General features: G+C 61.9%; 21 protein-coding genes and 1 riboswitch. Of the genes, 7 read left to right on the top strand and 14 right to left on the bottom strand.

Annotation, left to right across the window (positions count from 1 at the left end):
- Nucleotides 1-10 precede the first annotated feature (10 nt).
- The 3 genes from lolA to GPA21_RS02830 all read right to left on the bottom strand — a co-directional run bounded on the left by lolA (nt 11) and on the right by GPA21_RS02830 (nt 3,700).
- On the bottom strand, nt 11-640 hold the full coding sequence (gene lolA / locus GPA21_RS02820) for an outer membrane lipoprotein periplasmic chaperone LolA (protein WP_168986699.1): 630 nt from the start codon (nt 638-640) through the stop codon (nt 11-13).
- Complete coding sequence (locus GPA21_RS02825) at nt 640-2,844, bottom strand: DNA translocase FtsK (protein ID WP_246261719.1); 2,205 nt, start codon at nt 2,842-2,844, stop codon at nt 640-642. Before GPA21_RS02825 ends, lolA begins: the two co-directional genes overlap by 1 nt.
- A gap of 184 nt (nt 2,845-3,028) precedes the next feature.
- Entirely contained in the window at nt 3,029-3,700 is a 672-nt protein-coding gene (locus GPA21_RS02830; RefSeq protein WP_168986701.1) for a Crp/Fnr family transcriptional regulator, read from the bottom strand.
- 341 nt (nt 3,701-4,041) lie between these two features.
- Between GPA21_RS02830 and trxB the strand changes: the two genes are divergently transcribed.
- Both trxB and GPA21_RS02840 read left to right on the top strand, forming a co-directional pair.
- Nucleotides 4,042-4,992 carry a thioredoxin-disulfide reductase gene (gene trxB, locus GPA21_RS02835; protein WP_168986702.1) on the top strand — a complete coding sequence of 317 codons (951 nt, stop codon included), beginning with the start codon at nt 4,042-4,044 and terminating at the stop codon, nt 4,990-4,992.
- A gap of 39 nt (nt 4,993-5,031) precedes the next feature.
- Nucleotides 5,032-6,069, top strand: a complete 1,038-nt coding sequence (locus GPA21_RS02840) for a Smr/MutS family protein (protein ID WP_168986703.1) — start codon at nt 5,032-5,034, stop codon at nt 6,067-6,069.
- Nucleotides 6,070-6,105: 36 nt separating this feature from the next.
- Here GPA21_RS02840 and GPA21_RS02845 read toward each other — a convergent pair whose 3' ends face one another.
- Together GPA21_RS02845 and GPA21_RS02850 are read right to left on the bottom strand one after the other, a co-directional pair.
- Nucleotides 6,106-6,444 (bottom strand): P-II family nitrogen regulator, encoded by a 339-nt coding sequence (locus GPA21_RS02845; RefSeq protein WP_168986704.1) that lies wholly within the window; start codon nt 6,442-6,444, stop codon nt 6,106-6,108.
- A 121-nt stretch (nt 6,445-6,565) separates the two neighbouring features.
- Nucleotides 6,566-8,182, bottom strand: coding sequence for an NAD+ synthase (locus tag GPA21_RS02850; RefSeq protein WP_211163393.1), 1,617 nt, complete (start codon nt 8,180-8,182; stop codon nt 6,566-6,568).
- Between the two features lie 187 nt (nt 8,183-8,369).
- Here GPA21_RS02850 and GPA21_RS02855 point away from each other — a divergent pair, with 187 nt between their 5' ends.
- Both GPA21_RS02855 and GPA21_RS02860 read left to right on the top strand, forming a co-directional pair.
- Entirely contained in the window at nt 8,370-8,771 is a 402-nt protein-coding gene (locus tag GPA21_RS02855) for a hypothetical protein (RefSeq protein WP_168986705.1), read from the top strand.
- 202 nt (nt 8,772-8,973) lie between these two features.
- Nucleotides 8,974-10,149 carry a GNAT family N-acetyltransferase gene (locus GPA21_RS02860; RefSeq protein WP_168986706.1) on the top strand — a complete coding sequence of 392 codons (1,176 nt, stop codon included), beginning with the start codon at nt 8,974-8,976 and terminating at the stop codon, nt 10,147-10,149.
- Between the two features lie 28 nt (nt 10,150-10,177).
- On the opposite strand, the gene ppa is transcribed toward GPA21_RS02860, so the two are convergent.
- The gene (gene ppa / locus GPA21_RS02865) at nt 10,178-10,705 is read right to left on the bottom strand and encodes an inorganic diphosphatase (RefSeq protein WP_168986707.1); all 528 of its coding nucleotides are present in this window, start codon (nt 10,703-10,705) and stop codon (nt 10,178-10,180) included.
- A gap of 111 nt (nt 10,706-10,816) precedes the next feature.
- A riboswitch (cobalamin riboswitch) is annotated at nt 10,817-10,953 on the top strand.
- 82 nt (nt 10,954-11,035) lie between these two features.
- Here ppa and GPA21_RS20590 point away from each other — a divergent pair.
- Nucleotides 11,036-11,962: an energy transducer TonB gene (locus GPA21_RS20590; protein ID WP_339379779.1), complete on the top strand. Its 927-nt coding sequence runs from the start codon at nt 11,036-11,038 to the stop codon at nt 11,960-11,962.
- An 8-nt stretch (nt 11,963-11,970) separates the two neighbouring features.
- Here the strand turns inward: GPA21_RS20590 and GPA21_RS02875 are convergent, their stop codons facing one another.
- From GPA21_RS02875 to hemN, 3 genes are all read right to left on the bottom strand, one after another.
- Nucleotides 11,971-12,180: a heavy-metal-associated domain-containing protein gene (locus GPA21_RS02875; RefSeq protein WP_168986708.1), complete on the bottom strand. Its 210-nt coding sequence runs from the start codon at nt 12,178-12,180 to the stop codon at nt 11,971-11,973.
- 92 nt (nt 12,181-12,272) lie between these two features.
- Nucleotides 12,273-12,980, bottom strand: a complete 708-nt coding sequence (locus GPA21_RS02880; RefSeq protein WP_168986709.1) for a sulfite exporter TauE/SafE family protein — start codon at nt 12,978-12,980, stop codon at nt 12,273-12,275.
- Between the two features lie 162 nt (nt 12,981-13,142).
- The gene (gene hemN, locus GPA21_RS02885; RefSeq protein ID WP_168986710.1) at nt 13,143-14,534 is read right to left on the bottom strand and encodes an oxygen-independent coproporphyrinogen III oxidase; all 1,392 of its coding nucleotides are present in this window, start codon (nt 14,532-14,534) and stop codon (nt 13,143-13,145) included.
- A 219-nt stretch (nt 14,535-14,753) separates the two neighbouring features.
- Here hemN and fnr point away from each other — a divergent pair, with 219 nt between their 5' ends.
- Nucleotides 14,754-15,491 carry a fumarate/nitrate reduction transcriptional regulator Fnr gene (gene fnr, locus GPA21_RS02890; protein WP_168986711.1) on the top strand — a complete coding sequence of 246 codons (738 nt, stop codon included), beginning with the start codon at nt 14,754-14,756 and terminating at the stop codon, nt 15,489-15,491.
- Nucleotides 15,492-15,560: 69 nt separating this feature from the next.
- Here the strand turns inward: fnr and GPA21_RS02895 are convergent, their stop codons facing one another.
- Genes GPA21_RS02895 through GPA21_RS02905 form a run of 3 tightly spaced genes read right to left on the bottom strand, consistent with a single transcriptional unit; the run spans nt 15,561 to nt 17,740 of the window.
- Nucleotides 15,561-16,100, bottom strand: coding sequence for a hemerythrin domain-containing protein (locus GPA21_RS02895; RefSeq protein WP_168986712.1), 540 nt, complete (start codon nt 16,098-16,100; stop codon nt 15,561-15,563).
- A gap of 15 nt (nt 16,101-16,115) precedes the next feature.
- The gene (locus GPA21_RS02900; RefSeq protein WP_168986731.1) at nt 16,116-16,499 is read right to left on the bottom strand and encodes a SirB2 family protein; all 384 of its coding nucleotides are present in this window, start codon (nt 16,497-16,499) and stop codon (nt 16,116-16,118) included.
- Between the two features lie 17 nt (nt 16,500-16,516).
- Nucleotides 16,517-17,740, bottom strand: a complete 1,224-nt coding sequence (locus GPA21_RS02905) for an NnrS family protein (protein WP_168986713.1) — start codon at nt 17,738-17,740, stop codon at nt 16,517-16,519.
- 52 nt (nt 17,741-17,792) lie between these two features.
- On the opposite strand from GPA21_RS02905, the gene GPA21_RS02910 reads away from it, so the two are divergent.
- Entirely contained in the window at nt 17,793-18,479 is a 687-nt protein-coding gene (locus GPA21_RS02910; protein WP_168986714.1) for a Crp/Fnr family transcriptional regulator, read from the top strand.
- 92 nt (nt 18,480-18,571) lie between these two features.
- Here GPA21_RS02910 and GPA21_RS02915 read toward each other — a convergent pair whose 3' ends face one another.
- Both GPA21_RS02915 and GPA21_RS02920 read right to left on the bottom strand, forming a co-directional pair.
- Nucleotides 18,572-20,257 carry a PHA/PHB synthase family protein gene (locus GPA21_RS02915; protein ID WP_246261721.1) on the bottom strand — a complete coding sequence of 562 codons (1,686 nt, stop codon included), beginning with the start codon at nt 20,255-20,257 and terminating at the stop codon, nt 18,572-18,574.
- Nucleotides 20,258-20,412: 155 nt separating this feature from the next.
- Nucleotides 20,413-21,825 (bottom strand): MBL fold metallo-hydrolase RNA specificity domain-containing protein, encoded by a 1,413-nt coding sequence (locus GPA21_RS02920; protein ID WP_168986715.1) that lies wholly within the window; start codon nt 21,823-21,825, stop codon nt 20,413-20,415.
- Nucleotides 21,826-21,918 lie beyond the last annotated feature (93 nt).

Genomic DNA, 21,918 nt, shown 5'->3' on the forward strand with positions numbered 1-21,918 from the left:
CCGGGCAGGTTCAGTCGCCGATGACGTCCGCCCCTTCCGGCGGAACGAAGCGGAAGAACTCAGGCGCGCGCTGCACGCCGAGTTGAATCGAGACGAAGTCGATCGTCGTCGTCTGGCCGAAGTGATCGCGCAACTCCATGCGCATCAACATGTCGCCTGACAGCCCCATGCGCATGAACTCGAAGCTCGCATCGGCCTGGCGCGGCGTCGCGCGCACCCAGACGAGGTCTTCCGCCACGCCTTCGTCCACGAGCTCGAAAGCCTCCTCCAGCGCGCCCTCCCCCGCCAGGATCGCTGCCGGCGTGCTGCCGAGGGCATCATCGAGCACCTTCACCGTGACCTGATTGAGATCTTCGTCCCAGATCCACAGGCGCCCGCCGTCGCTGACCAGCAACTGCGGGTACGGAGCATCGACCAACCAGCGGAAACGGCCCGGACGTTCGAACGCGAAGCTGCCGCTCGACAACTGGGGCCGGCGCGCGGCACCGGAAACCACGATTTGTTCGAAATGGCCTTCCGCGCTCCCGGCCTGAGCGATGAAACGCTGCAACTGGGCAATGCCGTCGTCGGCAGCACTCACCGCGGCACTCAGCGAGAGGCTGAAAAAAAACGCCGCCGTGCGGCGCAGGAGTCGGTTCATCAGTCGCCTTCCTTGGGGGGCACGATCACCTCGCGGTTGCCGTTGGTGCCCATTGCCGAAACCAGTCCGGACCGCTCCATCTGCTCGATCAGGCGCGCTGCGCGGTTGTAGCCGATGCGCAGATGGCGCTGAACCAGCGAGATCGACGGACGCCGGGTCTTGAGTACGACTTCGACCGCCTGATCGTACAAAGGATCCGCTTCGCCATCGCCATTTTCACCGCCTCCGCCTAACGCGCCGCCGTCGAGCTCGTCTTCGGCGGCCGAGAGAATCCCTTCGACGTAATCGGGGGGGCCGCTCTGCTTGAGATGATCGACCACCTTGTGCACCTCGTCATCGGCGACGAAGGCACCATGCACACGCAGGGGCAAACCGGTGCCCGGTGGCAGATACAGCATGTCACCCATTCCCAGCAGGGTCTCGGCGCCCATCTGGTCGAGGATGGTGCGCGAATCGATCTTGGACGACACCTGGAAGGCGATCCGCGTCGGGATGTTGGCCTTGATCAGGCCGGTGATGACATCCACCGACGGACGCTGGGTGGCGAGAATCAGATGAATGCCGGCCGCTCTCGCTTTCTGCGCGAGTCGTGCGATCAGCTCCTCGACCTTCTTGCCGACCACCATCATCATGTCGGCCAGCTCGTCCACCACCACCACGATGTGCGGCAGCGTATCCAGCGGCTCGGGATTCTCCGGGCTGATCGTGAACGGGTTGGTCAGGGGCTTCTCGGCCTTTTGCGCATCGAGCACCGCCTTGTTATAGCCAGCCAGATTTCGCACCCCGACCGCAGCCATCAGCTTGTAGCGCTTCTCCATCTCTGCCACGCACCAGTTCAGCGCATTGGCCGCGTGCTTCATGTCGGTCACCACCGGTGCCAGCAGATGCGGAATCCCCTCGTAGATCGACAGTTCGAGCATTTTGGGGTCGACCATGATCATCCGCACCTTGGACGGATCGGCCTTGTACACCAACGAGAGGATCATCGCGTTGATACCGACCGACTTGCCCGAGCCGGTGGTACCGGCAACCAGCAGATGGGGCATCTTGGCCAGATCGGCAACGACCGGCTGACCCCCGATGTCCTTACCCAGCGCAACAGTGAGCGACGAACTCATTGCATGGTAGGCCTTGGAGCCGAGAATCTCGGACAGGCGCACCATCTGGCGCTTGGGATTGGGCAACTCGAAGGCCATGCATGACTTGCCGGGCACTGTCTCGACCACCCGGATCGACACCAGCGAAAGCGCCCGCGCGAGATCCTTGCTCAGATTCACCACCTGGCTGCCTTTGACGCCTACAGCCGGCTCGATCTCATAGCGGGTTACCACCGGGCCAGGATAGGCCGCAACCACCTTGACCTCGACCCCGAAGTCGGCGAGCTTGGTCTCGATCAGACGTGATGTGAACTCAAGCGATTCGGCCGACGGCGGCTCGACGTCGTCACTGGGCTGGTCGAGCAGCGCAAGTGGCGGTGGCGCGCCTTCGGCCAACTCGGTGAACAAGGTCTGCTGGCGCTCCTTCTCGATCCGCTCGGACTTCGGCACGACTGCGACTGCAGGTTCGATGCGCAGCGGCGCCGATGGCTTCTCGACGGACTTCTTGCGCTTTGTCTCGACCACCGCCTCACGCTTCTGAGCCAGGGCCTTGCCTGCCCTCCGGTCCTGCCACTTGTACCAGGCAGCCTGGGTCGACAGCCATGCGGACTCTATCAGGCCGCCTAACCGCTCGACGACCGACAGCCATGAGATGCCCGAGAACAGGCTGAGCCCCGACGCAACCAAGGCGATGAGCAAGAGCGTTCCGCCAGTGAAACCGAAGTAGCTCTTGATCAGTTTCCCCAACTCGATTCCGACCAAACCGCCGGGAGCGAGCGGCACACTGGCTCCGTGCGAGTGAAAGCGCAGTGCCTCGAGGGCACTGCTGGCGAGCAGGACGACGACAAAGCCGGAGAGAATGATGAAGAAGGAGCGCTTGTCGGCCTTCAGCTCGTGGCGCAGGCGGCGGAAGCCCCACACCAGGCCGTAACCGAGAAAAATCACCCACCACCATGCCGAAACCCCGAACAGGTAGTAAAGCAGGTCGGCCAGCCAGGCACCGAATCGCCCTCCGGGGTTGGACACCCGAGCCACCTCGGCGGCGTGCGACCAGCCGGGGTCCGCCTCGTTGTAGCCGAGAAGAACCAGCCCGACATAGAGCGACATGACGCCGAGAATCAGCCAGCGGGCCTCCTGCAGCAGCAGGGAGATCTTCTCGGGCAACGGTTGGGAGCGTGCAGGGTTACGTGGCAACGTCAGTGCGGGTTCTACCCGATGAAAAGCGAATGCCCGGGATTATAGAGGATGGGCAACCGCGCCGTATGCTACAGACTGCAAGCGCGACAAACGCTCAGAGTTCCTGAAGACGCTCACGAAGGATGATTCCGTGATCGGTCTCCTCGATCAGCCCTTGCAGGCTGAGGTCCTTCATTACGCGGCTGACCATCTCGCGCGAGGCGCCGATCATCTTGGCGATGTCCTGCTTGGTGATCTTGCTCACCACCAGCGACTGGCCGTTGACCTCTTCCGACATCTCGATGAGCAGCCGCGCCACACGACCGTAGACGTCCATCAGTGCCAGGCTCTCGATCTTGCGGTCGGCATTGCGCAGTCGATCGGCAAGATTGCACATCATGCGCCAGGCGACTTCAAAGTTGTCGTGCATCAGGTGGCGGAAATCGCTCTTCGACAACATGATCAGGTCGGACGGCATGACTGACACGACCGAGGCGGAGCGTGGATGCTCGCCGAAGATACCCATCTCGCCGAAAAGCTCGCCCTGCCCCAGGATGCTGAGAATGACCTCGCGCCCGTTCTCGTCGCTGACCACGACCTTGAGACTGCCGGTGAGCACGAAGTAGACGTAGTCGGTGCGATCCCCGGCATGCACCACCGCCTGACCGCGGGGGAAACGTCGCATGACCGCGGACTGGGCAACCGCGTTCAGAGTGGCGTCCGCCAAGCCCTGGAACAGCGGGAAGGTTTTCAATGCGGTCGTCGATACTGTGGACGTCTGGGTCATGTAACCTCCGGATCGAGCGACGGATCGCCCCTGGCAGATTGCCGGACCCAACCAAGCCCGCGGCGCCGGGCCGGACATCCAATCCGGTTATTGCGTCGCCCCTGCAGATCAGGTCTCGATTCTGGCGACCCGCCGGACCCGCAGAAACACAGAAAAAGGTCGCTGTCCATGGCAAAACGCACGCAGTATAAACTAATAGCGCCGTATCGGGCATCAAGGTCTGTTCTCATTCGCAGTGGCGCTGCGTTTCGACGCGCATTGACACCACGCAACATCATAATTAGCTAATATACCCCCTCTCTCCGCTATAATCTCGGCACTTTCATCGAAGGACATCCGCCATGACGAAACACGCACGCTTGATCATTCTCGGTTCGGGTCCCGCCGGATACACCGCTGCCGTCTATGCTGCGCGCGCCAACCTGAAGCCGGTCCTGATCACCGGAATGGCGCAAGGCGGGCAGTTGATGACGACGACCGACGTCGACAACTGGCCTGCGGACGCCGATGGCGTGCTCGGCCCCGACCTCATGGCTCGCTTTCAGCGCCACGCGGAGCGCTTCGACACCGAGATGGTGTTCGACCACATCCACACGGTCAGGCTTGGCGAAAAGCCCTTCACGCTGATCGGCGACTCCGGCGAATACACCTGCGATGCGCTGATCATCGCAACGGGTGCGACTGCGAAGTATCTCGGCCTACCCTCCGAGGAGAAGTTTGCCGGCCGCGGCGTGTCCGCCTGCGCGACCTGCGACGGTTTCTTCTACCGCAATCAGGAGGTGGCAGTGATCGGCGGTGGGAACACTGCGGTTGAAGAGGCACTGTATCTTGCGAATATCGCCGCCAAGGTCACCCTGGTGCACCGCCGGCAGACGTTCAAGGCCGAGAAAATCCTCATCGACAAGCTGATGGAAAAGGTCGCTGCCGGCAAGATCGAACTCGCGCTGGATTCGACCCTGGACGAGATTCTCGGCGATAACACCGGCGTGACCGGCATGCGCATCCGCAGCACCCTCGACGATTCGACCCGTGACCTCGCACTGCAGGGCGTGTTCATCGCCATCGGCCACAAACCCAACACCGACATCTTCGAGGGACAGCTCGAAATGGAAGGGGGTTACATCGTGACCCAGGCCGGCCGCGAGGGCAACGCGACCGCCACCAGCGTAGCCGGCGTGTTTGCCGCGGGCGACGTGCAGGATCACATCTACCGGCAGGCGGTCACCTCGGCGGGCACCGGCTGCATGGCGGCACTGGACGCCGAGCGCTACCTGGACGCACTGGCTAAGTAAGCGGACAGATCGATGGCCGCAACCGTGACGATGTGAGCGATGCGGGCCAGGCGCGGGACAGCGGACGACGCTCACAAGGCACTGGCCGAGTTGCGCAAGCAACTCGGCCAGCATCCACATCGCAAGCGTCACGCAAGCACCGCATCCGGGCTCGCCAAGGACACCGGCTCACCCTCTTCAGCCCCTTCCGAAGAGGACGCTGCAGTACTTCTGCGCAAGAGTCTGGGCGAGATCAAACCAATTCGGGACTCGGGGCGTGCCGAACTCGAAGCACCAAAGCCTGCACCGCTTCCGCGCCGCAAGGACGAACCCGAGCCTCCGTCCGGAGAAGAGGACGACCGAGCGCCTCCGCAAACCGACGACGCTCTGTTTCAGGCCATGTTCAGTGATGTGACGCCATTGCGCACCGCGTCCCGCGCGGCACTGGATCAACGACGCGGCAGCATGCCACAAGCGCGTGAGCAGGAAACTTTGAGCGGATTCGAAGCCGACCCGCCGGCGCCACGACTACCATCATCTGCCGATGATCTGGATGCGGCAGCGCTGTTAGCGCTCGCCTTCCGAGGCACCCGGACCTTAGGCAAAGTCGATCGGGCATTGCTCGACCGGCCGGCCCCGCTTCCCGAGCCACGTCAACGCGAGCAGGACGAACAGGCGGCGCTGCAGGAAACCCTTCATGCGCCGGTCAGCCTCGAGGATCGCCTGGAAACCGGTGAGGAAGCCGCCTTTATCCGGACCGGACTACCGCGCAGGGTGCTCACCGACCTGCGTCGCGGGCGCTGGGTGCGTCAGGCCGAACTCGACCTGCACGGGCTGAACCGTGACGAGGCACGCAGCGCGTTGGTCGCCTTTCTGAACAACTGCCTGCTTCGCGGTCATCGCTGCGTACGCATCATCCACGGCAAGGGGCTGGGTTCGCCCGGCCGCCAGTCGATTCTCAAACAGCTGTCACGCGGTTGGCTCGCCCAGCGCGACGAGATCCTCGCCTTCTGCCAGGCCAGCCCGCATCAGGGAGGGAGCGGTGCGTTGATGGTGTTGATCCGCGGGCAGAGTCCAGAGCGCCGTCGCGGCGACTGAGCCACCGGCACGGCGCCCCCGCAGGCTGGTCGCCGTTCAGATCGCGTCTTCACCGGTCTCGCCGGTACGAATGCGCACCACCTGCTCCACCGATGTCACGAAGATCTTGCCGTCCCCGATCTTGCCGGTGCGCGCCGCCTTGATGATGGCCTCGACCGCCGGCTCGACAAGCTCGTCGCCGACGACGATCTCGACCTTGATCTTGGGAAGGAAATCGACGACGTACTCGGCACCTCGGTAAAGCTCGGTATGCCCCTTCTGTCTGCCGAAACCCTTGACCTCGGTGACCGTGAGTCCGTTGATGCCCACCTCGGACAGGGTTTCGCGCACTTCGTCGAGCTTGAAGGGCTTGATGATGGCTTCAATCTTCTTCATTGATGTTCTCTCCTCGATGACTTGACTTCGTCAGCGTGTCGCGGGCACGACCCGTGATCTGCGCTGTCGAGCGCACAAGCGACATGACTGCAGGGATTGCCCCGATGCCTTGTCGCCCGGCTCAGAATTCGTCGTGATAACGGGATGTTATCGGATAACGCCAGTCCCTGCCGAAACCGCGGCGGGTCACGCGTATTCCGACCGGCGCCTGACGGCGCTTGTACTCGTTACGCTTGAGCAGGGACACCGTGCGGCGCACATCCGCTTCGGGGTAGCCGCGGGCGATAATCTCGCGTGGCGACTCGTCGCGCTCCATGTAGGCTTCGATGATCGCGTCCAGAATGTCGTAGGGCGGCAGCGAATCCTGATCGAGCTGATCCGGCTTGAGCTCGGCCGACGGCGGTCGCGTAATGATGTTCTCGGGGATCACCGGGCCCACGGTATTGCGCCAACTCGCCAGGCGATAGACGAAAGTCTTGTACAAATCCTTGAGAACCGCGAACCCACCCGCCATGTCGCCGTAGAGCGTGGCGTAACCAGTGGCCATCTCGCTCTTGTTCCCCGTTGTGAGCACGATGGCGCCGGTCTTGTTGGACAAGGCCATCAACAACATGCCCCGGATGCGGCTCTGCAGGTTCTCCTCGGTCGCATCTTGCGGCAAGCCTGCGAACTGGGCGGCAAGCATCTCGCCAAAAACATGCATCGCCGGCTCGATCGGGATTTCGTCATAGCGCACACCCAGAAGCCGGACCATTTCGCGAGAATCGTCGATGCTCATCTGTGCGGTGTACGGTGAGGGCATCATCACCGCCCGCACCCGCTCGGCACCGAGGGCGTCGACCGCCACCGCCAGTGTGAGCGCCGAATCGATCCCGCCGGATAGTCCGATGATCGCCCCGGGAAAACCATTCTTGGCGATGTAGTCCCGCACGCCGGTCTTCAACGCCTCATAGACCAACGCCTCGATGCCGGGCACCGGAGCGATGCTTGCATTCTCCCAGTCGCCGTCGGTGAAGCGGATCGACTCCACGCCCTCGCAAAAGGACGCGGCGCGCCAGCGCATCGTGCCGCTTCGGTCAGCTGCGAACGACGCCCCATCGAACACGAGTTCGTCCTGCCCGCCCACGGTGTTGCAGTACAGCAGCGGCAGACCGGTTTCAGCAATGCGCGCACGCGCTGCCTCGAGCCTGCGCTGGGGTTTGTCCATTTCGAAGGGCGACGCGTTGAGCGCCAGCAACAACTCGGCCCCCGCGTCCGCAGCCTGTCCGGCGGGTCCGGCGGCCCAGATGTCCTCGCAGATCGTCAGGCCGATTCGCACTCCGGCCACTTCGAACACGCAGGGTTCGCCGCCGCGGTCGAAGTAACGCTCTTCGTCGAAGACTTCGTAGTTTGGCAGCAACTGCTTGCGATACGTGCAGGCGATCTGCCCGTTCCTCAGGACCGAGGCCGAATTGAAGCAGCCGGCTTCATTCGACTCCGGATGCCCAAGCACGACGGCAATACCTTGCACTCGAGAGGCGACTCTCTCGAGCTCACGCCTGCAGGCCCGGTGAAAATCCGGCCTCAGCAACAGGTCCTCGGGAGGATAGCCTGAGAGCGCAAGCTCGCTCGTGACCAGCAGATCACAACCAGCAGCCCGAGCTTGTGCGATGACATCGATGATGCGGTCGGCGTTGGCGACCAGGTCGCCCACAGTGAAATTGAGCTGTGCAACCGAGATGGACAGTGTTTTCTTCATGGCCGCAACTATACCTTTTCTGATGTCGAATCCGCGCAACGCGGCGCCATTGCCCGCCGCGTGGACCGTCCCAGCATGAAGCATCCCCAATGCTTGCCACTTCCCCTCGAAAAACGCTTGCCGCCACTACTTCACTTTGCGAAAAAGGCATAGAATTTAAGGAGTTCTTCTTCGGAGCTCACCGCCCATGATCCGCTCACCTGTCATCGCCTTTCTGTCGGCCATCTTCATTCTTCCGGCTTGCGCCACCCAGACCCAGGTCGCCGCTGTTGCGGTGGAACCAAGCGCCATCCCGGAGTACTCTCATCGCGACGGGCAACTCGACTTTGATCTCTCGAGCGGCGAGTACGCCTGCGAACATGGCTTGAGCGTCGGCGTGGAACGTGAAGTCGCCGATCGCGTCAGCCACCGCGTGCACATTGCATGGAAGGGCGCCCGCTACCAGCTCGAGCGCGATCATTCATTCTCCGGCTTGCCGCGCTTCGAGGATGTGAACAGCGGCCTCGTCTGGATCGACCTGCCCTGGAAGGGCGTGCTGCTCGACGGCAAGACCCAGAAGCCACTGGCCAACGAGTGTCGGTTCACTTGAACTGACCGCGAGCCGGGGTGTGCGACCCCGGTTTGCCCACAGCAGCCGTGAGAAAACCTGTGGATAAGCTCTGGGCAATCCTGCCAAGACCTTGCCGGCTGAAGGCTTGAGCCGATTGCCTGAAAATGCAGCAGAAGCGGAACTTCGCCTTGTTCGATCGGTCACCCTGCACCCAAACGCCTGACTGCACGCACACGCTGCCTTGAAGACCGATCACCAGATACGCCTCACCGAAGCCATTTCAAGCATTTCCCCAGGCACCTGGGACTCGGTGAGCGGGCAAAGCGCCTGCCTCTCGCACGCATTCCTCTCGGCGCTTGAAGACAGCGGCAGCGCTGTATCGAGCACCGGCTGGACGCCCCGGCACCTTGGTCTGTGGTCCGGCAACACGTTGCAGGCCGCGTTGCCGATGTACGAAAAGCATCATTCCTACGGTGAGTATGTTTTCGACTGGGCTTGGGCGGACGCCTTCGCCCGACACGGGCTGGATTACTACCCGAAGCTGCTCTCGGCCGTCCCGTTCACTCCGGTGCCCGGTGCGAGACTGCTGGGCAACAACCCGCAGGCACGCATCCAGCTGCTTGACGCCGTGTTGCAGATCGCGAAAGACGCGGGCCACTCTTCGCTTCACATCCTGTTTCCAGGCGAAGCCGAGGCCGAATGGATGCGCGAACGCGGCATGCTGGTTCGCACCGGCGTCCAGTTTCACTGGCTAAACCACGACTACCGGGATTTCGACGATTTTCTGTCCGCGCTGAACCATGACAAGCGCAAGAAGATTCGCCAGGAGCGCAAGCGCGTCAGCGCTCACGGGCTGACCTGCGAGTGGCTGGACGGCGCCAGCGCGCAAGCGTCGGATTGGCGCTTCTTTTACCGCTGCTACGCCACCACCTACGCTCTGCACCGATCGACACCCTATCTCACAGCCGACTTCTTCCCGATGCTTGCCGAGCGAGCCCCGGACAAGGTCCGGTTGCTGCTGGCACGCCGAGGCAACGAGCCCGTGGCGGCATCCTTCTTCCTGTGCGACGACGAGGCGCTGTATGGTCGATACTGGGGAGCGAGCGAACACCTGCCTCTTCTGCATTTCGAGCTGTGTTATTACCAGGCCATCGACTACTGCATCCGCAATGGCATCTCGCGCTTCGAAGGCGGCGCCCAGGGCGAGCACAAGATGGCGCGCGGCCTGGAACCGGTGGTTACCCGTTCAGCACACTGGATTCGCGACGAGCGCTTTCGTGACGCGGTCGACCGATTCCTGGCGCGGGAGCGCGAGGGGGTGGGATTCTATCTCGACGAACTGACGGAGCGATCCCCTTTCCGCCAGGACACTACTGCTAGCTCAAATACGAACGCCCGCTTGCGCGGGCGTTCCTGACAACGGCAGCGGTGCACAGTCTGCCGGCTTACTTGGCGGCGTTCTTGATGCCGTCGAGGATCTCCTGGCGGGCTTCCTCGACCGTACCCCAGCCGATCACCTTGACCCACTTGCCCGGCTCCAGATCCTTGTAGTGCTCGAAGAAGTGCGCGGTCTGCTTCATCAGCAGTTCCGGCAGGTCGTCGGTGCTCTGGACCTTGTCGTACAGCGGCGTGAGCTTGGAAACCGGAACCGCGACGACCTTCGCGTCCATGCCGGACTCATCTTCCATTTTCAACACGCCGACCGGCCGCGCACGAATCACCACGCCCGGCAGCAGCGGAAAAGGCGTGACCACCAGCACATCGACCGGATCACCGTCGCCCGCGATCGTGTGCGGGACGTAGCCGTAGTTGATCGGATACCGCATCGACGTTCCCATGAAACGATCGACGAAGACCGCACCACTGTCTTTGTCGACCTCGAACTTGATCGGATCGGCTTGCGCCGGAATCTCGATGATCACGTTGATATCGTTGGGTACGTCCTTGCCAGGCTTGACCAGTTCAAAACTCATGTTTACCTCCCTTCGCGAAGTTCGGCGAAATTATACAGCGCTTCTGCGCTGCACAATCCGGCTATGCGTCCGGCAAACAAGCAGATCGACGAAGCCACTTGCATGAGGGGCTATAATGACGCGTATGCAGGTGTCGCGTGCGAATGCACGTGAAGAATCGGGAAACAGGTGCGAACCCTGTGCTGCCCCCGCAACGGTAAGCGTCATTGGCGCCGAGCCCGGAGACCGGCCTGCAGAATTGTCATCCATGCATTGCGGGCCGGCGATGCTTGACGAGCCATTGGCCCGTTCGCGCCCGCAGATCAGATCTGGAAAGGGAGCGATCGAGGGGTGTTTCTGGGGCGTGGGCACCACAGTGCCAAACCCGTTGCAGGGCTACATTGGGGCTGGCTGTTCATCGCCGCCAGTGCCCATGCGGCCGGCATCTATGCCCTCACCCAGAGCGACATTGCACATCGACTCGCTGCCAACCCGGATCCGGCGAATGCCGCGGGCGGGTTGATCAGCGTCTCTCTCGTGATCGACTCCCGCGAGGACACGACCGCACCGACAGCCGCGGAAGCAACCCACGCCGAACCGGCCACCGAGACATTCTTGGGCGCTCCCTCCACGCCAAGCGAGACACGTGAGTCGCCACAGCCTGCACCTGTCGCAGCGCAGCAGGAAGCCTCCGTGGCCCGAACGCATCGAGTCGAGACGCCCGCGACCGCAGCCCCGGCTCCCGAGCCTCCTGTGCATGAAAGCTCGCCCGAACCACCGACTGCGTCGCGCGCCAAGGCACCGAAGGAGCCGCAGTCACAACCGGTCGTGAGCAAACCGCCTGCCACTACCCAGACGCATCAAGTCAGCGAGGTGACCGAGGTCGCATCCGCCTCGCAGACCGCGGCAGTGGCGGAGCGGACCGAGCCCACGATCGGAGAGGCGCCTGCTCAGGCGACGGGCAATCCGGTTGCCAGCAACGTGGAGCTACGGATCAACGCCCGGTTCGACGCAGCTCACCTGCGCAATTCGCCGCCGCCCTACCCTCAAGCCTCTCGTCGACGCGGAGAAGAGGGGCTGGTGATTCTCCGCGTCAGGGTTGGCGCCAACGGTCGCGCAAACGAGATAGAAATCGCGGAAAGCAGCGGCCATGAGCGTCTCGACCGAGCAGCACGCAGTGCCGTGGCGAACTGGCGGTTCGAGCCAGCGCGCGACGGCGAACATGCAATCGAGAGTTGGGTGCGGGTACCGGTAGCCTTCAGGCTCGAGCGCTCTTGAGCCCGCAATCAGTCGTTGGAGTCGAAACCTGCGTCCATGATGGCCTGGCGCAGTTGTTCGACGTTGACCTGACCCGGATCATAGGAAATCTCCGCCTGCGCCTCATCGAGCGATACCGACACATCGGTCACCCCCGGCAATGCCTTGAGCACACCGGTCACGTTGCGCACGCATCCACCACAGCTCATGCCGGCAACCTTGATCGTCACTTCAGTCATGGATGCTCGCCTCCATCGCAGTACTCGGTTGGGGATTGGGATTCTGAATCATTTCGCAGCGTGACGCACGAAAAATCCCCAATCGAATCCGGTCAGACTTCGCAGACGATACCCGACCAGAGATTGCCGCCCAGCGTTGGCGCGTGATAGAGACCGAAAACACCGAACCCAAGCACCAACATGCCGGCCACGAACCTGACCCGGGTGTTGCGCGTAATGTCGCGGAAGCGCTTGAAGAGCATGCCTGCAAGCATCAGATTGGGCAGCGTGCCGAGCCCGAACGCGAGCATCATTCCGGCGCCGCGTGTAGCCGAACCCGTGAGCAAGGCCGTCGTGAGCACGCTATAGACCAGGCCACAGGGCAGAAAACCCCACAGCAGACCAAGTGGTAAAGCCTGGCCGACGTTTCGGGCGGGGATGAATCGCTTGGTCAGCGGCTGCACCCGTTTCCACACTCCCATGCCGGCACGTTCGATGGGCGCGAGCAGCTGCGTGACACCGGTGAGGTAGAGTCCAAGCGCGATCAGCATCAGATTGGCCAGTACGTACAAGCCCATCTGCACCGGCAGAACGTCGTTGAACAGCATGCCGGCGGTGCCCACGGCACCCAACAGCGCACCCATCACGACGTAGGTGGTGATTCGCCCAAGGTTGTACGCAAGGTGAATCGGCCACTGCCTGCGTTGCTGACCAGGCATCTGCACGCTCAACGCACCCACGATGCCACCACACATGCTCACACAGTGGGTACCGCCAAGAAGGCCGATGAGAAAGAGGGCGATGTAACCGGTTTCGAGCATGACACTGGGGGAGGACGTCTGCCGACCAGTCTACCAGCCTTGGCTGGCAAATCGGTGGACGAGAACATAATCGCCTGGCAGTCGGTTGCACGCCGATGACCGGCTCACGCCGGGAGCAATGGCGCTCGCCCTGCTGGGTTGTACCGCAGGGCGCAGAACCGTTCAGATCACCTTGGAGTAACGCGCACGCTCGCGGTCGGCACGCAGATAGCGGTCGAACACCATTGCTATGCCGCGCACCAGCAGGCGCCCGGCGGGCAGCACGGTGATGCAGTCGTCCTCGACCTTCACCAGCCCGGCCTTGGCCATTTCGCGCAAGTCGTCCAGTTCTTCGGCAAAGTACTCGGGGAACTGGATGAGATGCGCGATCTCGACCGACTCGATCGACAGTTCGAAGTGACACATCAGGGCCTGGATGATCGACCGCCGCAGCAAGTCGTCGGCCGTCAGTTCGATACCGCGCAACACTGGCAGCTCGTCGCGATCGAGTGCATCGTAGTATTCATCCAGCGTCTTGACGTTCTGCGAATACACCGGACCGATCTTGCCGATCGCCGACACGCCGAAGGCGAGCAGATCGCACTCGGCCTGGGTCGAATAACCCTGGAAATTGCGGTGCAGGCGCCCCTGCCGTTGCGCAACCGTCAATTCATCATCCGGTTTGGCGAAGTGATCCATGCCAATGTATACATAGCCCGCCTCGGTAAGGCGGCGGATTGCGAGCTGGAGGATCTGCAGCTTGGTATCGCCACTCGGCAACTCGATCGAGTTGATACGCCGTTGCGGCTTGAACAGGCCCGGAAGGTGCGCGTAGCTATAGAGCGAGATGCGATCGGGCGAGAGATCCAGCACCTGCTCGAGCGTGCGGTTGAAGCTGATGACGTTCTGTTTGGGCAGGCCGTAGATGAGGTCCATGCTGATCGACTTGAAGCCAGTCGCACGGGCTGCGTCCATGACCAGTTTGGTCTCCTCGATGCTCTGCACACGATTGACCGCAACCTGAACGTCATGGTTGAAATCCTGCACCCCCACGCTCATGCGGTTGAAACCGAGTTCGGCAAGCAGACTCACGGTTTCGAAATCCACCTTGCGGGGGTCGACTTCGATCGAATACTCGCCGTTGGCCACCAGGTTGAACCGTGAGCGCACCGAATCCATCAACTGTCGCATTTCGTCGTGCGACAGGAAGGTTGGCGTACCACCACCGAGATGAAGCTGCGTGACCTGACGACTTCCCCCGAGCGCAGCGACCTGCAACTCGATCTCCTTGTCCAGATAGGCCAGATACTTGGCCGAGCGCCCGTGATCCTTGGTAATGATCTTGTTGCAGGCGCAGTAGTAGCAGATCGTGTTGCAGAAGGGGATGTGAAAGTACAAAGAGAGCGGCTTGCTGGCACCACCAATGGCGCGCTTGGCCAGCCAGCTCTTGAGCGCTTCCGCATCGAAAGCCTCGACGAAACGGTCGGCTGTCGGATACGAGGTGTATCGCGGGCCATTGACGTCGAAACGACGAATCAGCTGGGGGTCGAATACGACTTCTGTCTGTGTGTTCATTTGAGCACCATTTTTTCTCAGCCATTACGATCCCAGAAAGCGGCCAACCCGTGTTTGACGTGCGTCAACGTAGCCTTAATCGCCGTGAATCGGGCAAAATGGCACCTCCAGCCCCAACCGTCGGCACCCTGTCCGACGGACTCTCAGCCCCCGACGAAGATCGGGCAGATCGCTTGAAATCATGCGCGGTCTGCAACACGGAGAATCAGCATTGTGCAAATGAAGGCTACGGTTCCGATCACTACTGCGCAACTCAGGTCGGCATGCTCTCAGTGCAACCTGTTGGAATTGTGCCTGCCGTTCGGAATGGACGAGCAGGAGATCCAGCGTCTCGATGAACTGGTCGGCACTCGCCGCAAGGTCAAACGTCAACAACCCCTGTACCGTGCCGGCGACCCCTTCGAGGCAATCTACGCCATCCGCGTCGGCTGGTTCAAGACCGACGTCGTCCTTGAAGATGGCCGCGAACAGGTGACCGGTTTTCAGATGACCGGCGAGATGCTCGGACTCGACGGGATCAGCACCGAAACCCACTCCTGCAACGCCATCGCGCTGGAAGACAGCGAGGTCTGTGTCATCAGCTACAGCCGGCTCGAGGAACTGTCCCGTGAGTTCGAAGGCTTGCAGCATCAGTTTCACAAGGTGATGAGCCGCGAGATCGTGCGCGACCACGGAGTGATGATGCTTCTCGGCTCGATGCGCGCGGAGGAACGCCTGGCCGCGTTTCTGCTGAATCTGTCGCAACGCTTCACCGCCCGCGGTTTTTCCGGCGTCGATTTCCATCTGCGCATGACGCGCGACGAAATCGGATCCTATCTCGGGCTCAAGCTCGAGACGGTGTCGCGTGCATTCTCCCGCTTTCAGGAAGAAGGCATGGTCGAGGTTCAGCAAAAACATGTCCGCCTCGTCGACTTGCCCCAGCTGCGCAAGCTGATCCAGCACCCGGTGGGTCGCTGAGACACGCGACCATCCGACCGCGCACTGGCGCTGAAATGAACAAGGCCGCGATTTGCGGCCTTGTTCATTTCATGCGGCGGGCTGGCGCCGTCTTGCCGTCATCGTCTGTCCCAACGCTGCCAGATCCTCCTCGTCGAGAAGGGCCTGCGCGTGCGGGAGGAGCTCACTCTCCTCCCGGTCGGTGTGCATCACGTAGCGTTCGCAGAACGCATCGACCACGTCATTGCTCAACTCGAATGCCTCGCCCGCAACCAGCGCCTCAAGACGGGTCTTCATGTCCGCCCAGGCGGCAAACATGCGTTGATGGTCTTCCTTGATCCAGTCAATCAGCGCCACGAGCGCGTAACGCCTGTCGGCGCTGACCTTGCGCAACAGCAACGGGAAGAGATCCTGCTCTTCGTCCATATGATGGTTCACCGCCGCATGATCGAAGTAACGAATCACCGAGGCCGCAGCGCGACGCGCCGGCTCATCCACTCCGTGCTCGGGTAGCCAGCGCGAAAGACGGCGCAGGGTCTCGAGCTGGGCGTGCAAACGCTCATGGCAGGCAGTAAGCATTTCGAGAGGTTCATCGAACCCCGGACTGACGGGAATGAGGGACTTGGTCATGCGGAAACGTCTCCTTCAGGTAGCCAGAAAACCCCAGGCTTGTTTGCTGGTCGCCACCGAGATGATCCAGCCATAGACCGCGAGCGCGGCCACCCAGGCCGAAACCCGCACCGGCAGGGTTGGGCCGCGCCGCAGCGCCACCATCCCCAGCCCGATATAAACCAGCAAACCGATTACCTTTGCCGTCACCCAGGTGGCAACAAAGGGGTACTGCGAAATCATCACGGCGAGCACGATCGCGCTGACCAGCAGAACGGTATCCACGACATGCGGCAACACCCGTGTGAGCCGATGTTCCAGCAAGGAGTTCGCGCTCATCATCCACCAGCCACGAAGCACGAAGCCGAGTACGCTGATGACCACCGCGATGACGTGAATCTGCTTGATAGTGTAATAGATCATGCGGACTCCAAGGATCAACCGGGTTTGCCGTCGACACGCGGCCGCCAGTATATCGGCAGATAACGCAGCGCCCACGCACCGAAGGTACCCAACCACAGCACCGCCGCCACCAGCATCACCCCCGCCCCCAAAGTGCCCGGCACCAGATCTGCCAGGACGCGCAGCAGGACAACCGCCTGCAAGCCGAGAAACAGCGCCCAGGTGGGGCCATCGGCTTGCAGCGGACGGCCCGAATGCCCGAGCGTCACCCGCGACACCATCGCGAACAGCATCCCACCGAAGTAACCGACCAGGATCACATGCAAAGGTCCATACGCACCCAGAGACACCCCACCCAACGCGGCGATGGATTGCAGCGCCGACAACGCCAGGCCAATGCCAAGCCAGGCAAACCCGATGTGCAGCATCGCCAGCAGGCGTACCGCCATGCGCGCGCCGCGCAGCCAGACAGCCGAGAGCCAGAGCGCCACCGCAGCACCGGGAAAGTCAACCAGCCAGAGCCAGCGTTCGAAACCACTCACCAACAGCAGACCATGGCCGACGCTCGCGCCCACGAGTGCCCACAAGGCCCAGCGTGGGCGCGTGATGGTGTAACCCGGCGACACACTGCTGGAAAAGAATGGAACCATCCGGTGACTGACGGCGAGGAAGACCGGCAACAGACTCCACCATACGGCCACCTGGAGGGCGGAATGCGCCAGGTGCAGACGACCCGTGATCACCGCAAGCAGCCAGAGCAAAACCGCCACGAGGCCACCGACCATGCCCCATGCTGTAATGCGCGCATGAAGCCCATCCGCCACCTCAGCATAGGCGACCTGCCAGAACACGCGAAGCAACCACGCCCAGCCAAGCGCAACCAGCAGCAGCGCAACGACGATCACGCCAGGAATGAAGGCACCCACCAATACCAGCGCCCAGCCCGAGGCAAGCAGATACCACGCCGGCAACCAGCGCCCGCGGGTCAGGTCACCCTGCCCCTGCCATCGCGGCATTGCAGTAAGCAGAAAGCCGTACATGAAAAACGGAAGCACGCCCGAAGCCATCAGCAGGCCGTGAAGCCAACCTGCCGGCAAGAGCCAGCCAAGCGGCCCGATCACACCGGTTCGAGCGAGCAGCTCTAGTATCCAGAGGGCGAAACTCGCAAGCAACAGAACTGCGCCCGCGAAGAACATGGGTCTATGTGGCGCGGCAAAAAGCGTCGGGGTGACCGAAGGAGTGGATTCGTGTTTCTGCATGTTCATACTGTCCATTTAGAATGCGTGCTTCAATTCGACGACGGAGCTCTCGATGCCCGATACCACCAACCTGGCCGCGCTGCTTCAGCGCGTGCCGCTTTTTTCCGAACTGAGCGACGCGGAGATTGCGCAAGTCATGCGCTTCACCCGGGAGAAGCGTCTCGACAAGGGTGAATTGCTGTTCCAACGTGGCGATCCGGCGCACGGCTTCTATTTCGTGGTTTCCGGGCAGATCAAGCTCGCGATTTCATCGCCCCAGGGCAACGAGAAGATCGTCGAGGTCATCCATCCGGAGCAGACCTTCGGCGAAGCGATCATGTTCATGGACCGCAGCTATCCGGTCTTTGCCGAGGCGTTGGTCGCCACTCACCTGCTCCACATCGCACAGAACGTCGTGTCCGAACTGATTGACCAGGATCCGACATTCGCCCGAAAACTGCTCGCCGGCATGGCCATTCGCCTGCATGGCATGATTCGCGACGTCGAGACCTACTCCCTGCGTTCGAGCACCCAGCGCGTCATCGGCTTCCTGCTGCAGCAGGTGCCCGAACAACCTGGGCCGACGCCACAGCAGATCGAGCTGCCGACAAGCAAACAAGTCATGGCCTCCCGACTCAATCTCACACCCGAAACACTTTCACGGATTTTTCACGAACTGTCGGAAGCCGGCCTGATCCAGGTGCAGGGCAAGCAGATCACGCTGCTCGACCCCAAGCGCCTGGCGGCCCACCAATCCTGATCCGCACCCCAGCGAGCTTCGAAACGCCAAAGGCCGCCCCTTGCCAGGCATTGTGCTTGCGTGGCAGTCGGTGCGGCCTTGATGGGCATCAATCAGGGTTCGAGGACGTAGGTGCCCGGCGCTTCGGCATGGCCGGGATACTGCTCTGAAACGGTCGGTCGCGCGGCCACGAGTGGTCCACAACGCGGCTTGAGCCACGCCATCCAGTCCGTCCACCAGCTGCCGCGGTGCTCTTGCGCATTTGCACGCCATACTTCCGGACGGTCCGAGCGGTGGGCATCCGCGACCCAGTATTGCCGTTTCGGCGGATCGACCGGCGGATTGACGATGCCCAGAATATGCCCGGAACTCGATAGGACAAAGCGCTTGTCGCCGGTCACATGGTTGTTGACCTTGTAGCATTGCTTCCACGGGGCGATGTGATCGTCGACCGCGGTAACCGCATAGAGCGGTTGGGTAATGCGCGCCAGATCCAGCTTCTCGCCGGCGACCTCGAGCGCGTCCTTGCGAACCAGATTGTTGCTCAGATAGAGCTCGCGGAGATACCACGCATGCATCGCGTAGGGCATGCGCGTGGTATCCATGTTCCAGTAGAGAACATCGAACGGCGGAGGCGTTTCGCCGTAAAGCCAGCCGTGCACCACGTAATGCCAGATCAGGCTGTTGGAGCGTAGCAGGCGGAAAGACGAAGCCATCTCCTTGCCGTCGAGAAAACCTTTGCGCGCCATGCCGGACTCAAGAAAGCGGATACTGGCCTCATCAACGAACACCTCGATATCGCCCGGCTTGTGGAAATCCACCAGCGTGGTGAACAGCGAAAAATCGCGCACCGGCACACTCCCGGCATCGAAGTGCCGGTTGGCCCAAGCCATGTACATCGTCAGCGCGGTGCCGCCGATGCAGTAACCCACTGCGTGCACCTTGTCGGCGCCACTCAGTCCGCGCGCGGTTTCGACGATGGCATGCACGCCATCGACGAGATAGTCGTCGAATGTGGTGTCGCGCATCGAGGCATCCGGGTTTTTCCAGCTGGTGATGAAGACATCCAGCCCCTGATCCCGAAGATAGCGCACCATGCTCTTCTTCTCGTTGAGATCGAGCACATAGAACTTGTTGATCCACGGTGTGATGATCACGACCGGCTCGGCATGGACACGGTCCCGGGTGGGTTCGTAATGGATGACTTCGAGAAGCCGGTTGCGAAACACCACCGCACCGGGGGTCGTCGCCAGATTCACGCCAACCTGAAAGTCGTCCGGATTCGTCATCCGCACCGAGCCGGCCTCGACGTCGGCAAGCATGTTGATGAACCCCTGGCGCAGGCTGTCGCCATTGCTCTCGATGGCTTTCCGTATCGCCACCGGATTGGTCAGCAGAAAGTTCGTGGGCGCCATCGCGTTGAGCCACTTGCGCCACCAGAAGGCGGCCCGACGTCGCTCCTTGCTGTCAAGCCCGGGCGTTGCGTAAAGCATGTCCTGGACATGGTGGGTAATCGCGAGATACCACTGCTTGGCGATATCCCAGGTCGCGACTTCGGACCACCAGGGGTCGGCAAAACGGGTGTCGTCCGGGTGAGGCTGAATCGGATCGGGGTGTGGCAAGCCGAGCATCCGATGCAGCGAATGCATCTGCAGCTCCCACAGGTCCGCGGACAGATCGAGCATATGCTCGGCAAGCTCCTGCGGGTGCGACGCCCATGCCAGTTGCGCGTGCACGATCGGCGCGGCCATGCCCAACGGATCAATCGTCCCTTCGACAGCCTCATGCGCACCCCGCATGACGCGAGTCAGCGTTTCCAGGGGATTATTGACGGCTTTGGCGCTGCGCGGCATGTTGCCCTCCTCCAGAACGCGATGATGCACTGCACAGCATCATAACATGCGGCCGATGGCCAACTCGCCTGCCCCCTTGCCGCGATGCAGCGAATGCGGGCTCAGTCATGCAGCGGATACGAGACGTCCGGCTCGGCTACCGTGACCGCTTGCCATCCCAGCTCAGACTCGATCGCCGAAGCAAATATGCGGGACGCCTCGACCTCGCCATGCACGATGAAGGTCCTTGACGGCGGCCTCTCGAAGTGGCGCAGCCAGGCGAGCAGACTGGGTTGATCGGCATGCGCCGACAGGCCTCCAATCGTATGTACGCGCGCCCGCACCGGCAGGCGATCGCCAAACAGGGTGACAGTCTTTGCACCATCGACCAGGCGCCGGCCAAGCGTGCCGCCGGCCTGAAAACCGCAGATCACGATACTGCACTCGGGCCGGTCGATGTTGTGCCGAAGATGGTGCTTGATTCGCCCCGCTTCACACATCCCGCTGGCCGAAATCAGCACCAGGCCGGAGCGCCGTTCATTCAATGCGATCGACTCTTCGACATCCTGGACAAATCGCAGCTTGACCCGCTCGGGATTCGCCATCGCCCAGTCACGCAGCTCCCGCGTCTGCTCGTCCCACAGCTCATCGTACTGCAGCGTGAGTTCGCTCACCGCCGAGGCCATCGGCGAGTCGACGACGATCTCCAGTCTGTCCACACGTCCTTTCTGCACCAGTTCCGTGAGCACGAAGACCACCTCCTGCGTACGACCGACAGCAAAGGCCGGGATGATCACGTTGCCATGCCTTCGCTTGAGGGTGTCATTCAGGATCCCGACGAGCTCGTCCTCGGTCTGCTTCATCGGACGATGTGCCCGGTTGCCGTAGGTCGACTCGACAACCAGTACGTCAGCCTCGCGAATCACCGCGGGATCCCGAACCACCGGGCGCATCGTCTGCCCGATATCACCACTGAATACCAGCTTGCGGCGCTTGCCGTCATCATTGACGGCAACCTCGATCACCGATGACCCGAGAATGTGGCCCGCCTCCCGAAAGCACGCTGTCACGCCCTTCGTGGGTTCGAATGGCTCGTCGTAGGCCACACCCACCAGCCGGGACAGACTCTCCCGGGCCTGCTCGACCGTGTACAGCGGTGCGGTGTTTGACAGGCTGCGCGGGTTGCGCGCCCGCTGGTGACGATTGCTCCATTCGGCCTCCTTCTCCTGGATGTAGGCCGAATCAAGCAGCATTACTGCAAGCAGATCCACGGTGGCCTGCGTCGCGTAGATCGGTCCCCGATAACCCAGTGCCACGAGGCGCGGAATCAGGCCTGAGTGATCAAGATGCGCATGGGTCAGCAGCATGAAATCCAGATCACGCAACGGAAAATGCAGGGCTCGCAAATTCTTCTGCGATGCACCTCGCCCGCCCTGGAACATGCCGCAATCGACCAGGAAACGGACGCCGTCCGCCTCCACTCTGGCACACGAACCCGTCACCTCGCCGGCCGCTCCGTGAAACATGACTCTCATCCTGCCCTCTCCCATACGCCCCTCCCCTGGCACCAAGCTGCGGAACACCAAATGCCGCAATCTCTGGCATCATGAATACTATAAGTGCAGCAT

It is taken from the genome of Azoarcus taiwanensis (assembly GCF_012910885.1).
GTDB lineage: Bacteria > Pseudomonadota > Gammaproteobacteria > Burkholderiales > Rhodocyclaceae > Azoarcus_F > Azoarcus_F taiwanensis.

Excerpts from the sequence above, each read along its gene's own strand:
- lolA (WP_168986699.1), bottom strand. The coding sequence starts at position 640 with ATGAACCGACTCCTGCGCCGCACGGCGGCGTTTTTTTTCAGCCTCTCG.
- GPA21_RS02825 (WP_246261719.1), bottom strand. The coding sequence starts at position 2,844 with ATGTCGCTCTATGTCGGGCTGGTTCTTCTCGGCTACAACGAGGCGGAC.
- GPA21_RS02830 (WP_168986701.1), bottom strand. The coding sequence starts at position 3,700 with ATGACCCAGACGTCCACAGTATCGACGACCGCATTGAAAACCTTCCCG.
- trxB (WP_168986702.1), top strand. The coding sequence starts at position 4,042 with ATGACGAAACACGCACGCTTGATCATTCTCGGTTCGGGTCCCGCCGGA.
- GPA21_RS02840 (WP_168986703.1), top strand. The coding sequence starts at position 5,032 with ATGCGGGCCAGGCGCGGGACAGCGGACGACGCTCACAAGGCACTGGCC.
- GPA21_RS02845 (WP_168986704.1), bottom strand. The coding sequence starts at position 6,444 with ATGAAGAAGATTGAAGCCATCATCAAGCCCTTCAAGCTCGACGAAGTG.
- GPA21_RS02850 (WP_211163393.1), bottom strand. The coding sequence starts at position 8,182 with ATGAAGAAAACACTGTCCATCTCGGTTGCACAGCTCAATTTCACTGTG.
- GPA21_RS02855 (WP_168986705.1), top strand. The coding sequence starts at position 8,370 with ATGATCCGCTCACCTGTCATCGCCTTTCTGTCGGCCATCTTCATTCTT.
- ppa (WP_168986707.1), bottom strand. The coding sequence starts at position 10,705 with ATGAGTTTTGAACTGGTCAAGCCTGGCAAGGACGTACCCAACGATATC.
- GPA21_RS02875 (WP_168986708.1), bottom strand. The coding sequence starts at position 12,180 with ATGACTGAAGTGACGATCAAGGTTGCCGGCATGAGCTGTGGTGGATGC.
- GPA21_RS02880 (WP_168986709.1), bottom strand. The coding sequence starts at position 12,980 with ATGCTCGAAACCGGTTACATCGCCCTCTTTCTCATCGGCCTTCTTGGC.
- hemN (WP_168986710.1), bottom strand. The coding sequence starts at position 14,534 with ATGAACACACAGACAGAAGTCGTATTCGACCCCCAGCTGATTCGTCGT.
- fnr (WP_168986711.1), top strand. The coding sequence starts at position 14,754 with ATGAAGGCTACGGTTCCGATCACTACTGCGCAACTCAGGTCGGCATGC.
- GPA21_RS02895 (WP_168986712.1), bottom strand. The coding sequence starts at position 16,100 with ATGACCAAGTCCCTCATTCCCGTCAGTCCGGGGTTCGATGAACCTCTC.
- GPA21_RS02905 (WP_168986713.1), bottom strand. The coding sequence starts at position 17,740 with ATGCAGAAACACGAATCCACTCCTTCGGTCACCCCGACGCTTTTTGCC.
- GPA21_RS02910 (WP_168986714.1), top strand. The coding sequence starts at position 17,793 with ATGCCCGATACCACCAACCTGGCCGCGCTGCTTCAGCGCGTGCCGCTT.
- GPA21_RS02915 (WP_246261721.1), bottom strand. The coding sequence starts at position 20,257 with ATGCGGGGTGCGCATGAGGCTGTCGAAGGGACGATTGATCCGTTGGGC.
- GPA21_RS02920 (WP_168986715.1), bottom strand. The coding sequence starts at position 21,825 with ATGAGAGTCATGTTTCACGGAGCGGCCGGCGAGGTGACGGGTTCGTGT.